This window comes from Pseudomonas lactis (genome assembly GCF_001439845.1).
Lineage (GTDB): Bacteria > Pseudomonadota > Gammaproteobacteria > Pseudomonadales > Pseudomonadaceae > Aquipseudomonas > Aquipseudomonas lactis.
On record NZ_JYLO01000007.1, the window covers coordinates 24108 to 37771 of the forward strand.

General features: G+C 60.7%; 12 protein-coding genes. 7 read left to right on the top strand and 5 right to left on the bottom strand.

Annotation, left to right across the window (positions count from 1 at the left end):
* Positions 1 to 80 precede the first annotated feature (80 nt).
* From TX24_RS12680 to TX24_RS12695, 4 genes are all read right to left on the bottom strand, one after another.
* The gene (locus tag TX24_RS12680) at positions 81 to 1340 is read right to left on the bottom strand and encodes a D-mannose isomerase (protein ID WP_003193769.1); all 1260 of its coding nucleotides are present in this window, start codon (positions 1338 to 1340) and stop codon (positions 81 to 83) included.
* 233 nt (positions 1341 to 1573) lie between these two features.
* Complete coding sequence (locus TX24_RS12685; protein ID WP_034134356.1) at positions 1574 to 2398, bottom strand: ATPase; 825 nt, start codon at positions 2396 to 2398, stop codon at positions 1574 to 1576.
* Positions 2399 to 2525: 127 nt separating this feature from the next.
* Entirely contained in the window at positions 2526 to 3524 is a 999-nt protein-coding gene (locus TX24_RS12690) for an NAD-dependent epimerase/dehydratase family protein (protein ID WP_003193771.1), read from the bottom strand.
* 52 nt (positions 3525 to 3576) lie between these two features.
* Entirely contained in the window at positions 3577 to 4470 is an 894-nt protein-coding gene (locus TX24_RS12695; RefSeq protein ID WP_003193773.1) for a LysR family transcriptional regulator ArgP, read from the bottom strand.
* A 100-nt stretch (positions 4471 to 4570) separates the two neighbouring features.
* Here TX24_RS12695 and TX24_RS12700 point away from each other — a divergent pair, with 100 nt between their 5' ends.
* The 6 genes from TX24_RS12700 (at position 4571) to TX24_RS12725 (ending at position 11819) form a co-directional block, all read left to right on the top strand.
* A complete protein-coding gene (locus TX24_RS12700; RefSeq protein ID WP_032895568.1) occupies positions 4571 to 5170 on the top strand; it encodes a LysE/ArgO family amino acid transporter in 600 nt (199 codons plus the stop codon).
* Between the two features lie 178 nt (positions 5171 to 5348).
* A complete protein-coding gene (locus TX24_RS12705; protein WP_003175739.1) occupies positions 5349 to 5945 on the top strand; it encodes a superoxide dismutase in 597 nt (198 codons plus the stop codon).
* A 150-nt stretch (positions 5946 to 6095) separates the two neighbouring features.
* Entirely contained in the window at positions 6096 to 6284 is a 189-nt protein-coding gene (locus TX24_RS12710) for a hypothetical protein (protein ID WP_137203916.1), read from the top strand.
* Between the two features lie 213 nt (positions 6285 to 6497).
* A complete protein-coding gene (locus tag TX24_RS12715; RefSeq protein ID WP_373874290.1) occupies positions 6498 to 8558 on the top strand; it encodes a putative bifunctional diguanylate cyclase/phosphodiesterase in 2061 nt (686 codons plus the stop codon).
* 126 nt (positions 8559 to 8684) lie between these two features.
* The gene (locus TX24_RS12720) at positions 8685 to 10022 is read left to right on the top strand and encodes an imelysin family protein (RefSeq protein WP_032895564.1); all 1338 of its coding nucleotides are present in this window, start codon (positions 8685 to 8687) and stop codon (positions 10020 to 10022) included.
* A gap of 342 nt (positions 10023 to 10364) precedes the next feature.
* Positions 10365 to 11819, top strand: a complete 1455-nt coding sequence (locus TX24_RS12725; protein ID WP_003193780.1) for a TrkH family potassium uptake protein — start codon at positions 10365 to 10367, stop codon at positions 11817 to 11819.
* Here TX24_RS12725 and TX24_RS12730 read toward each other — a convergent pair.
* Positions 11776 to 12834, bottom strand: a complete 1059-nt coding sequence (locus tag TX24_RS12730; protein ID WP_003193782.1) for an AraC family transcriptional regulator — start codon at positions 12832 to 12834, stop codon at positions 11776 to 11778. The two genes, TX24_RS12725 and TX24_RS12730, sit on opposite strands and share 44 nt — an antisense overlap.
* A gap of 160 nt (positions 12835 to 12994) precedes the next feature.
* On the opposite strand from TX24_RS12730, the gene TX24_RS12735 reads away from it, so the two are divergent.
* Positions 12995 to 13306 carry an Mpo1-like protein gene (locus tag TX24_RS12735; RefSeq protein WP_003193783.1) on the top strand — a complete coding sequence of 104 codons (312 nt, stop codon included), beginning with the start codon at positions 12995 to 12997 and terminating at the stop codon, positions 13304 to 13306.
* Positions 13307 to 13664 lie beyond the last annotated feature (358 nt).

Below are 13664 nucleotides of genomic sequence, written 5' to 3' on the forward strand. Positions count from 1 at the left end.
GCATGCAAGTCTAGAGCTTGCGCTGCACGGAGTTTAAACATGGATTTTCGGGGCACAGGTAACAAAGGGACGCGCAAATGTCACCACTTGGTGACATAGCATCCACTGCCCAATGCACTGGCCAAGCTGGGTGCCAAGGGCAGTGCAGGCAGCACAACCGCTTGCCAGGCATGGTACAGGTCAGGTTTGCCGCCCCAGATTTTGCTGCTGGGTTGGTTGTGCGGGCTGAGTTCGTGATGCCAACTGCCCTGGAGCCGGTCGATGAAGTGGGTTTCGCAAAATTCCCAGAAGCGCCGGTACCAGGTTTCGTAATGCAGCTCGCCGCTACGTTTGAGCAGCGCCTGAGCGGCGGCGCTGGCTTCAGCATGGGTCCAGTGCAGGCGCTCGCGTACCACCGGGCGCTGGTTCCAATCCAAAGTGTAGACAAGGCCCGGCGCACCATCCACCGCCCAGGCGTACTCGCAGGCACTGGCGAACAGGCCTTTGGCGTCGCTCACCAGCCAGTCCGGCGTGGCCAGCTTGGCCTTGAGGCGTGCAGCTTCCAGGTGCAGCAGCAACCGCGCCCATTCAAAACCATGGCCGGGTGTGATGCCGTAAGGGCGAAAGCCATCGGCGGGGTTGTCTTGGTTGTAACCGAGCAAGGGCTTCCACTGCGCGTCGAAATGCTCGATCACCATGAACTGGTTGCCGGCGGCGTGGGTGTGGATCACTCGCTCGACAATGCGCAGCGCGCGGTCCAGCCAGCGTGTATCACCGCTGACATCGGCCAACGCCAGGAAGGCTTCAGTGGCGTGCATGTTGCTGTTGGCACCACGATAGGCTTCGACGCCGCTCCAGTCCCCAGCGAAGGATTCGAGCATGACGCCCTCCTCTTCGCTCCAGAAGAACTGGTCGATGATATGGATAGCGTCGTTCATTAATGTGCGCGCACCCGGCGCGCCGGCGACCACGGCAGAGCTGGCGGCGAGGGCCACGAAGGCGTGCAGGTAGGCCGCCTTACCGGTATTGCCATCAACCGCATGGGGCGCGGCGAACCAGCCACCGTGCTCGCTGTCGCGCAGCGGGCCGCTGAGCGCCGCCACACCGTGCGCCACCAACTCGGCATAACCCGGCAACCCCATGGCATGGGCCATGGCAAAGCTGTGGGTCATGCGCGCGGTGTTCATGGTTTCGGCGCGGGCATTGGCCGGCAACTGGCCTTTATCGTCAAGGTTGCCGAAACCGTCCGGCAGGCGCGATGCCTTGGCGAACGCCAGCAGCCGCTGGCCTTCGGCGGCGAGCCAGGCGTGATGGGCAGGTGCATTCAGCCAACTGCTGGCAGGCAGTGGATGGGTGGTCATGGGTGGCCCTTATTGTTTTTTTGGGATGACCGGAGTCTAAACAAGGGCGTGGGATGGGCAAGTAACGAAAGGGATGGTAAATGTCACAAAATGGTGACAATCAACAGCCTAATCCTAATGTAGGAGCGAGCTTGCTCGCGAAAAGCCAACAAGCGCCGCGCTTATCCAGGAAACCCGCGTGATCGTTAACGTTTTTCGCGAGCAAGCTCGCTCCTACAGAGGACGATTTGCGTTCATTGGCCCAGTGGTGTGGCCGCAGCCGGCGCATTAAGGCGCTGATTCAAGTTCTGCACCTGGCTTTGCAAGGTGGTGATATTGCGCGTGGTCTGGATACGGAACACGTCGAATTCCTTGTTGGTCGGCGCGTCGACGTTGACCGGCTGGTTTTCCTGGGCGCTCTTGAGTACCAGCAGGTCTTGCTCGAGACGGGCGATGGCCGCACTCGGGTTGCCTTGTTTCTTCAAGGCGGCCACATCGGTGGCCAGGCCCTTGACCTCGGCCTGTGCTGCCGTGAGGCTGGCGACCGCGTCAGTGAGGGCCTGCACCTGGCCTTGCAGCTTGGTATTGGCCGCTGTCAGTTCGGTGGTGCTGGCACTCATCTGGGCCAGGCGGGTGTCCAGTTCGGAGGCCTGCCCCGCGACGCCCAACTGTTGCTTGCCCTGCTCCTGCAACTGGGCTTCCAGCTGCTTGATCTGCAGTTTCAAGGCTTCGCTGCCGTTGTTCACATTGGCTTCGCTGGCCACGACCTTGCCGGAGATCGCCTGCAGGCGCCCCGCCGCTTCTTCGCTGATACGGGCAAAACTCTCCTGGGTGGCGACCAACTGCTGGCCCATCAGGGAGATCTGCTGAAAGCTCCACCAGGCCAGGCCCGCGAAGGCGATCAACAGCGCGCCAACCAATGCCCACAACGGCCCGGTGCTGGCGCTCTTGACCTTGACCACGGGCGTCGTTCGCGAACGCACCGACGTCGCGGCGGTCGGCACGAAATCATCGTCATCCCCAGTATCGGCCCGCAGGCTGGGAACGTTGTCGAAGTCGTCTTTAGCATCGTTACGCATGAATCTACCCTGAATCAATGAGATGGCTGGCTGCAAGGCCGAGCGGCAGGAGTATAAACCGCACTCCCGGCGCATGGATCGACTCGGAACCTGCAATTGGGTTCCCGAAGTGTTGCTGCTTATGAGCTTATTGGCGGCCCGGGTCCTGGGCTTTCCACCAGCTGCAGAACTCGTCGAGCGCGGCCCACAGGCTGACCTTGGGCTCGTAGTCGAGATAATGCCTGGCGCGGCTGATGTCGAGGGTGAAATCTTTGTTCATCACCTGCATGCCCAGGCGCGACAACGCCGGTTCCGGCCGCCCCGGCCATATCGCGCAGAAGGCTTCATTCAAGGCTGCCACGCTGTAAGACACACCGTAGGAGCGGTAACGGGTCACCTGAGGCAGCTCCATTTGCCGCATCACGTAGTTCACCACATCCCAGATCGGCACCGGTGCGCCGTTGCTGATGTTGTAGGCTTTGCCCAGCGCAGAGCCGGTGGCGAGCAAACTGCTGAGCAGCGCCTCGTTAAGGTTATGCACGCTGGTGAAGTCGACTTTGTTCAAGCCGTCGCCGACGATCGCCAGGCGGTTCTTGCGCTGCATTTTCAGCAGGCGCGGGAAGATGCTCATATCGCCGGCCCCGGTGACAAAGCGCGGGCGCAGGGCGATCACTTGCAGGCCGAACTCCTGAGCGCCAAAGACCTTCTGCTCAGCCAGGTACTTGGTAGCGGCATAGGGATGCTTGAAACGCTTGGGCACTTGTTCTTCGGTGAGCCCCAGATGGTCGCGACCGTCAAAGTAGATCGACGGCGACGACAGGTGCACCAGGCGCCCGACGCGCTGTTTCAGGCAGGCCTCGACGACGTTTTCGGTGACCAGCACATTGTTCTGGTGGAAGTCCTGGTACTTGCCCCACAGCCCGACGGCGCCGGCGCAATGCACCACGGCTTCGACATCGCGGCACAGGTCGCGCACCAGGTCGGCGTCATTCAAGTCACCCTGGATAAACTCGGCACCACGCCGTACCAGGTGCTCCACACCCTCGGCGCGCCGCCCGTTGACCCGCACGTCCAGGCCCTGTTCAAGGGCGAAGCGCGCAAAGCGCCCGCCGATGAAGCCGCTTGCGCCGGTGACCAGAATTTTCATGTAGTACTCCGTGTTCTTTCGTTTTTCATCGCTGTTGCCTTGACGCGCGCTATCACTCCAACGGCACCAACCAATGGCCACACACATCGGCCAGATGGTCGGTCAACAAGCCCAACAGTTGCCCGCCACTGCGCCAATGATGCCAGTACAGCGGCACATCGATGGGCTTATCTGGCAATAACTCGACCAATACGCCGGTTTCCAACTGGTCACGCACCTGTAATTCAGGCACCAGCCCCCAACCCAAGCCGGCTTCCGTCAGGCGGATAAATCCTTCGGATGACGGGCATAGATGGTGTTCGAAACCACCGTCCACGCCTAGGGACGCCAGGTAGCGGTGCTGCAGAAAATCATCCGGGCCGAACACCAGCGCAGGCGTGCGCGCCAATTGGTCGGCCCGCACACCTCCAGGAAAATGCCGCGCCAGAAAGGCCGGGCTGGCCAGCGCCCGATAACGCATGGCGCCCAGCAACAGGCTGCGAGCCCCGGCCACGGGACGTTCGCTGGCACAAATGCAGGCCGCCACTTCACCGGCGCGCATGCGTTTGAGGCCCACGGTCTGGTCTTCGACCACCAGGTCCAGCAGCAAATGCTGTTCGGCGCAGAAGTCGCTGACCGCCTCGGCCCACCAGGTGGCGAGGCTGTCGGCATTCAGGGCAATGCGCAGACGCTCGGGCATACCCTCCTCGTCCAGGGCCGGTACCTGGCTTTGCAGGTCACGCTCCAGCAAACGCACCTGCTGCACATGGTTGAGCAGGCGCCGGCCGATATCGGTGGGCGTTGGCGGCGAGGCCCGTATCAACACCGGCTGGCCGATGCGCGCCTCCAATAGCTTGATGCGTTGGGAGATGGCTGACTGCGACAGCCCCAACACCTGGGCACCGCGCTCAAAGCCGGCTTGTTCCACCACCGCCGCCAGGGCAGAAAGCAATTTATAGTCGAACATCAGTTTCTCTAATGAGCGATCAGCAATATTGGTTTTTCTTATACAACCTTGAGCGGCACCATAGCCAGCATCGTTTGAGCATCAACAAGGATCTCCTTCTATGTGGCAAAGCTATATGAACGGTTTGCTGGTGGCCCTCGGGTTGATCATGGCAATCGGCAGCCAAAATGCATTCGTACTCGCCCAAAGTCTGCGCCGCGAACATCACTTACCCGTGGCGGCGTTGTGTGTGATCTGCGACGCACTGTTAGTGGCCGCCGGGGTATTCGGGCTGGCCACCGTGCTGGCGCAGAGCCCGATACTGCTGGCGGTGGCACGCTGGGGCGGCGCTGCGTTCTTGCTCTGGTACGGCGCGTGCGCGCTGCGCAGGGCCTGCTCGAAACAGAGCCTGGACCAAAGCGACAGCCTCAAGACGCGCTCATTGCGCGCCGTATTGCTGAGCGCCCTGGCGGTCACCTTGCTCAACCCCCACGTTTACTTGGACACCGTCCTGCTGATCGGCTCCCTGGGCGCGCAACAAACCGAACCGGGTGCCTACGTAGCCGGTGCGGCCAGTGCTTCATTCCTGTGGTTCGCCACCCTGGCGCTGGGTGCGGCATGGCTGGCACCCTGGCTGGCACGCCCGGCCACCTGGCGCCTGCTGGACCTGCTGGTCGCCGCGATGATGTTCTCTGTGGCCTATCAACTGATCAGCGCCTGACGAATATTCCAAAACGTGCTGGAACCTCTATCCCACACAGTTGTTGCGTGGTTATGCCGCACCCCCGGTGCTATGATCGGCCCCCTGCGCCGCAAAGAGTACAAACTCCCCGGCGCATGTTTGGCCGCCCGTGATCGGCCTTGCGCTCACCGCAACTGACCTGATTAGGAGAATCATCATGGCTTTCGAATTGCCGCCGCTGCCCTACGCACACGATGCCCTGCAGCCGCACATCTCCAAGGAAACCTTGGAATACCACCACGACAAGCACCACAACACCTATGTCGTGAACCTGAACAACCTGGTGCCTGGCACCGAGTTCGAAGGCAAGACCCTGGAAGAGATCGTCAAGTCTTCCTCGGGCGGCATCTTCAACAACGCCGCTCAGGTCTGGAACCACACCTTCTACTGGAACTGCCTGGCGCCAAACGCCGGCGGCCAACCAACCGGCGCGCTGGCTGAAGCCATCAACGCTGCGTTCGGTTCGTTCGACAAGTTCAAGGAAGAGTTCACCAAGACTTCGGTCGGCACCTTCGGTTCCGGTTGGGGCTGGCTGGTGAAAAAGGCTGACGGTTCCCTGGCCCTGGCCAGCACCATCGGCGCCGGCAACCCGCTGACCAACGGCGACACCCCGCTGCTGACCTGCGACGTCTGGGAACACGCCTACTACATCGACTACCGCAACGTGCGTCCAAAGTATGTGGAAGCGTTCTGGAACCTGGTCAACTGGAAGTTCGTGGCTGAGCAGTTCGAAGGCAAGACCTTCACTGCCTAAGTAACGCTTGCAGTAGAAAGAGCCCGGCGATTGCCGGGCTTTTTTATGCGCGCCAGGCTGACAGCGCAGAGATACCGGAACTCAACCGTAACAATTGACCACACAAACGTCAGGAGGAATAACCCTCCTGAATCAATGTGGAGCATGACGATGGATCCTATTTCGATGGCAGCAGGGGTTGCAGGTGCGGTCCCAGTGGTAGCGGGTATTGCTGATAAAGGGCTGGACCTGGCAAAAGGCGCAATGGACTTGGCAAACAAAGCCCTGGACATGGTCAATGAAGGCTCGAAAATCGGTGGGGAACAGCAACAGCCTCAGGGCCAGATCGATTTTTCTTAAATCGTCGCCAACTCGAAGGCGGATAGCCTCCGCCTTCTCCGCTGCTGCACTCTACCCTTTCCTGTTTATGACAAGCCCGAACATCAGCGGGCGCCTACCTGCGTTTATCCAGCCCAAACCTCAATTAAGCCAAGGCCCCAATGTCCCTTTGACTGCCATCACCAGATTGCCAATACTCATGGCATATTGACGGCCACCCGCATGAGACAAGGAATGCCCCCTTTGAAGCTGGAACTCAAGAACAGCTTGTCGGTGAAGTTGCTACGGGTTGTGCTGCTGTCGGCCTTGATCGTGGGTGTGGCACTGAGCGCGGCGCAGATCGTTTTTGATGCCTACAAAACGCGCCAGGCCGTGGCAGGCGATGCCCAGCGCATTCTCGACATGTTTCGCGACCCCTCGACCCAGGCCGTGTACAGCCTGGATCGCGAGATGGGCATGCAGGTGATCGAAGGTCTGTTCCAGGACGACGCTGTGCGCATGGCTTCTATCGGCCACCCCAACGAGACCATGCTGGCGGAAAAAAACCGCCCTTTACAGCAGTCCCCCAGCCGCTGGTTGACCGATCTGATTCTTGGCCAGGAACGCTCCTTTACCACTTCGTTGGTGGGCAAGGGCCCCTATAGCGAATACTACGGCGACCTCAGCATCACCCTCGACACCGCCACCTACGGCCGAAGTTTCCTGGTCAGCTCGGTCATCATCTTTATCTCGGGCGTATTGCGCGCCCTGGTCATGGGGCTGGTGTTGTACCTGGTGTATCACTGGATGCTGACCAAACCGCTGTCGCGGATGATCGGGCACCTGACCTCGATCAACCCGGACCGTCCCAGCGAGCACAAGATCCCTCAGCTCAAGGGCCACGAACGCAACGAACTGGGGCAGTGGATAAACACCGCCAACCAATTGCTCGAATCCATCGAGCGCAATACCCACTTGCGCCACGAGGCCGAGTCGAGCCTGTTGCGCATGGCCCAATACGACTTCCTGACCGGCCTGCCGAACCGCCAGAAGTTGCAGGCGCAACTGGACAAGATCCTCACGGACGCCGGACGCCGGCAACGCCGTGTCGCGGTGTTGTGCGTGGGGCTGGATGACTTCAAGAGCGTCAACGAGCAGTTCACCTACCAGGCCGGCGACAAACTGCTGCTGGCCCTGGCCGACCGTCTGCGCGCCCACAGCGGCCGCCTGGGTACGCTCGCCCGTCTGGGCGGTGACCAGTTCGCCCTGGTGCAAGCCGATATCGACCAGCCCTACGAAGCCGCCGAACTGGCGCAAAGTATTCTCGATGACCTGGAGGCTGAATTCGCCCTCGACCACGACCTGATCCGCCTACGCGCCACCATTGGCATTACGCTGTTCCCGGAGGATGGCGACAGCACCGAGAAGTTGCTGCAAAAAGCCGAGCAAACCATGACCCTGGCCAAGAGCCGCTCGCGCAACCGTTATCAGTTTTATATCGCCAGCGTCGACAGCGAAATGCGCCGGCGCCGTGAATTGGAGAAAGACCTGCGCGATGCGCTGAGCCGCGAGCAGTTGCACCTGGTGTACCAACCGCAAATCAGTTACCGCGACCATCAGGTGGTGGGCGTGGAAGCCCTGCTACGCTGGCAACACCCTGAGCACGGGCTGGTACCGCCGGATTTGTTTATCCCGCTGGCGGAACAGAACGGCACCATTATTCCCATTGGCGAATGGGTGCTGGACCAGGCGTGCCGGCAACTGCGCGAATGGCATGACCAGGGCTTCACGGCGCTGCGCATGGCCGTCAACCTGTCCACCGTGCAACTGCACCACACCGAGTTGCCGCGGGTGGTCAACAACCTGATGCAGATCTATCGCCTGCCGCCGCGCAGCCTGGAGCTGGAAGTGACCGAGACCGGCCTGATGGAAGACATCAGCACCGCCGCCCAGCACCTGTTGAGCCTGCGCCGCTCCGGGGCGCTGATCGCCATTGATGACTTCGGCACTGGCTACTCATCCCTGAGTTACCTCAAAAGCCTGCCCCTGGACAAGATCAAGATCGACAAGAGCTTCGTCCAGGACCTGCAGGACGACGACGATGACGCAACCATCGTGCGTGCCATTATCCAACTGGGCAAAAGCTTGGGCATGCAGGTGATTGCCGAAGGAGTGGAGACTGCCGAACAGGAGGCCTATGTCATCTCCGAGGGGTGCCATGAGGGGCAGGGTTATCACTACAGCAAACCGCTGCAGGCCCGGGAGTTGACGGCTTATTTGAAGCAGGCCGAGCGCAATAACGCCGTGAGTCTTTGAATTTACACTTCGATACTCAATATTTCCCGCGTATAAGCCTTTACACAAAATGCAAATCTTTCGCATTATGTCGCAGCGTTTGCGCTCCCCGCGCGCCCTTTCAACAACCGAAGCAGGATGTTCGCCATGATTCGTATGCCCCTGGCCACCGCCAGTCTGCTGGCCATTGCCATTTCTCTCGCCGGTTGCGGCGAAGGTAAAGACAAGGCCGCCGCGCCCCAGGCACCCGCTGCCGCCAGCACTACCGCACCGGCGGCTGCCCCGGCAGGCCAGGTCGACGAAGCGGCCGCCAAGGCCGTGGTCGCGCACTACGCAGACATGGTGTTTGCGGTGTACAGCGATGCCGAATCCACCGCAAAAACCCTGCAGACCGCAATCGACACCTTCCTCGCCAACCCGAACGACGAAACCCTGAAAGCGGCCCGTACCGCCTGGATCGCCGCGCGCGTACCCTACCTGCAGAGCGAAGTGTTCCGCTTCGGCAACACCATCATCGACGACTGGGAAGGCCAGGTTAACGCCTGGCCCCTGGACGAAGGTCTGATCGACTACGTCGACAAGTCCTACGAACACGCACTGGGTAACCCAGGTGCCAACGCCAACATCATCGCCAATAACGAGATCCAGGTGGGCGAAGACAAGGTCGACGTCAAGGACATCACCCCGGAAAAACTCGCCAGCCTCAATGAACTGGGCGGTTCCGAAGCGAACGTCGCCACCGGCTACCACGCCATCGAATTCCTGCTGTGGGGCCAGGACCTCAACGGCACCGGCCCAGGCGCGGGCAACCGCCCGGCGTCGGACTACATGACCGGAGACGGTGCAACCGGCGGCCACAACGAGCGTCGCCGCACTTACCTGCGTGCGGTCACCCAACTGCTGGTCAGCGACCTGCAGGAAATGGTCGACAACTGGAAGCCCAACGTCGAAGACAACTACCGCGCCACCCTGGAGTCGGAACCGGGCACCGACGGCCTGCGTAAAATGCTGTTCGGCATGGGCAGCCTGTCCCTGGGCGAGCTCGCCGGGGAGCGCATGAAGGTGTCTCTGGAAGCCAACTCGCCGGAAGACGAACAGGACTGCTTCAGCGACAACACCCATTACTCGCACTTCTACGACGCCAAGGGCATCCGTAACGTCTACCTGGGCGAATACACCCGTGTTGACGGCACCAAGCTGACCGGCGCCAGCCTGTCGTCCCTGGTGGCCAAGGCCGACCCGGCAGCCGATGCAGCCCTCAAGGCTGACCTGGCGGCCACCGAAGCGAAGATCCAGGTGATGGTTGATCACGCCAACAACGGTGAGCATTACGACCAGTTGATCGCCGCGGACAATGAAAAGGGCAACCAGATCGTGCGTGACTCGATCGCCGCCCTGGTCAAGCAGACCGGTTCGATCGAAGCCGCTGCCGGCAAGCTGGGCATCAGCGACCTGAACCCGGACAGCGCTGATCACGAGTTCTGATCAAGCGCAGTTGAAAGAGGCGACCTGCGGGTCGCCTTTTTTATGCGCGCAATAACTGCTGCACCTATCTCTGTGGGAGCTGGCTTGCCTGCGATCCAGACAACTCGGTGATTCGGGCACACCGAGTCGATACCTTCGCAGGCAAGCCAGCTCCCACATTTGGATCGTGATGTGTCAGGTAGATAGGCGCCAGTGGGTAGGTCGTCACGGGAGCAAGCTCCCTCGCCACAGCTTCAGCGTCGCTGCGAAGTTGTGTAGACCCCAAGCCACCGCAGCCCTTGGTTTACAAGACCTGCACCACAGGTAGAATGGCGCCTCTGCCCAATCACCCGAGCGAACTTCATGGCGTTGCCGACCCTGCGTATCATCGGTTTCATCATCGGCATCTTCCTGATCACCCTTGCGGTCGCCATGGTGATCCCGATGGCGACCCTGGTGATCTTCGAACGCACCAGCGACCTCCCCTCGTTCCTGTGGGCCAGCCTGATCACCTTTATCGCCGGGTTGGCGCTGGTCATCCCTGGCCGCCCCGAGCACGTGCACCTGCGCCCCAGGGACATGTACCTGCTCACGGTCAGCAGCTGGGTAGTGGTGTGCATCTTCGCCGCCCTGCCCTTTTTGCTGACCCAGCACATCAGCTACACCGACTCGTTCTTCGAAAGCATGTCCGGCATCACCGCCACAGGCTCCACCGTGTTGAGCGGGCTGGACAGCATGTCGCCAGGCATTTTGATGTGGCGTTCGCTTTTGCACTGGCTCGGCGGTATCGGCTTTATCGGCATGGCGGTGGCGATCCTGCCGCTGCTGCGCATTGGTGGCATGCGCCTGTTCCAGACCGAATCTTCGGACCGCTCGGAAAAAGTCATGCCTCGCTCGCATATGGTGGCGCGCTTGATCGTGGCGGCGTATGTGGGCATCACCATCTTCGGCAGCCTGGCCTTCTGGTGGGCCGGAATGGGCGTGTTCGATGCGATCAACCATGCCATGTCGGCGATCTCCACCGGTGGGTTTTCCACTTCGGACGAGTCCCTGGCCCATTGGAAACAACCGGCGGTGCACTGGGTCGCGGTGGTGGTGATGATCCTCGGCAGCTTGCCGTTCGCCCTGTACGTGGCCACCTTGCGCGGCAACCGTCGGGCCCTGATCAAGGACCAGCAAGTGCAAGGCCTGCTCGGCCTGTTGCTGGTGACCTGGCTGGTACTCGGCACCTGGTACTGGTGGACCACCAACCTGCATTGGCTCGATGCCTTGCGTCATGTGGCGCTGAACGTGACATCGGTGGTGACCACCACCGGCTTTGCACTGGGGGACTACAGCCTGTGGGGCAACTTCTCACTGATGCTGTTTTTCTACCTGGGCTTTATTGGCGGCTGCTCGGGCTCCACCGCCGGCGGCATCAAGATCTTCCGTTTCCAGGTGGCCTACATCCTGCTCAAGGCCAACTTGAATCAGTTGATCCATCCCCGCGCGGTGATCAAGCAGAAGTACAACGGCCATCGCCTCGATGAAGAGATCGTGCGCTCGATTCTGACCTTTTCGTTTTTCTTCGCCATCACCATCTGCATGATCGCCCTGGCGCTGTCACTGCTGGGCGTTGACTGGATGACCGCGTTGACCGGCGCCGCCAGTACCGTATCCGGCGTGGGCCCCGGCCTGGGCGAAACCATCGGCCCGGCCGGCAATTTCGCCACCCTGCCGGATGCCGCCAAGTGGATCCTGTCCCTGGGCATGTTGCTGGGACGCCTGGAGATCATCACCGTGTTTGTGTTGTGCATTCCGGCGTTCTGGCGTCACTGACGGTCGACATTTGCTGCAACCGCGCCCGGTATTCGCCGGGCGTGGCATCGAACCAGCGGCGAAAGGCGCGGAAAAAGTTACTCGGGTCGGCAAACCCCAGCAGGTAGGCGATTTCCAGCAGGGTCATGTTGGGTTGTGCCAGGTACTGCTCGGCCAGTTCGCGCCGGGTGTCATCGAGCAAGGCCTGGAAGCTGGTGCCCTCCTCCTGTAGCCGCCGCTGCAAGGTGCGCTGGGACAGGTGCAACGTCTGGGCCACCGCTTCGCGCTTGGGTTCGCCCTGGGGCAGCAGGCGGCACAGCACCTGACGCGCCTTGTGGGTCACGCGGCTTTCGGAAAAACGCGCCAGGTATTCTCCGGCAAAGCGATCATGCAACAGCGCCATGGCTTCATTGGCTGTGGGCAGCGGCGCCTCCATGTCGGCCTGCTCGAAAATCAACGCGTCATAGGGTGCATTGAATTGCAAAGGCGCGTGGAAGGCGTGTTGGTAGGGCGCCAAGTCCGCCGGCTGGTCGCCTTGCAGCAGCACTTTGCGCGGTTGCAGGGTGCGCCCGGTAAGCCAGCCGCACAGGGCCAGAGCGCTGGCCAGCGAGGCCTCGGCGCTTTGACGGGTGGGCGGCAGATGATCGCCATGCACCGTCAGAATCAACGCATAGCCTTCGGGTAAAAGTCGGAAACTCAAGTCAGCGCTTTCGGCGATGATGCGCTGGTAGCGCACCAAGCGCATAAAGCCTTCGGCCAGGGTGTTGCTGGACATCAACGCATAACCGGCAACATGAAACGAGGCAGGCCGTACCACCTTGCCCATGTTCAGGCCAATCGCCGGGTTGCCCGACACCTCCACCGCACGCTGCCACAGGCGGGTCATGGCGTCTTGCGGGAAGCGCGCATCGGGGTCAGTGAGGGACGCATAATCCAGGCCCAACTGCTTGAACAAGGCCCTGCAATCCAGGCCATCCATTTCCAGCGCCTTGACGATGCCCATCGCCCAGCTTGCAGAAGTTGTTCGTTCGCTCATGGCGTCTTCTTATTGAAAGCAGGCTCAAACGGCAGCCAGGAAGCCAAGGATACTAAAGTGGCATCTATTGTCACTGGCTGTTAGCACTGTTCACTCTAGACTCAAATAAGCTCCCCGCCGCGCACCCGTTGGCGGCACAACAACCAGAGGGCCGGTCACCGTGGAAAACATCAAGAAATTCAACAGTTTTGCCGAGTTCTACCCGTACTATCTGGCCGAGCATGGCAACAGCACCTGTCGACGCCTGCACTTTATCGGCACCACCCTGGTGATCGGCATTCTCGCGTATGCCATCGGCAGAGGCTCATTGGTCCTGCTGCTGGCCTTGCCGCTCGCGGGCTACAGCTTTGCCTGGATAGGCCACTTCTTCTTCGAAAAGAACCGCCCCGCCACCTTTCAGCACCCGTTTTACAGCTTGCTGGGCGACTTTGTGATGTACCGCGACATGATCCTCGGCAAGGTGCCGTTCTAAGACTTGCCCCTTGTAGGAGCGAGCTCGCTCGCGAAGCACCTACAGACACCGCTGGCTACCTGACGCACCGAGTTATCGTTGACGCTTTTCGCGAGCAAGCTCGCTCCTACAGTCTTTTAGGAGAAAAATGGGCGAGACAGTCGAGATAAAAGTCTTTTTGTCATTTACGGTGCTGTATCCTGCCAAGGCTTTTTGAGAGCGCGGAATCACCTGCGATTGAAAAAACAGACCTTGCGAGGAGCGACCACGATGCACGAGATACCTAATCTCCCCTTCCCAAGCCTGCACCCAACTGAGCAGCCAACACCGCAGCAGGCCAGCGACAAGCAGCCTGAGGCCAAAGAAGCAAAACCAGTCG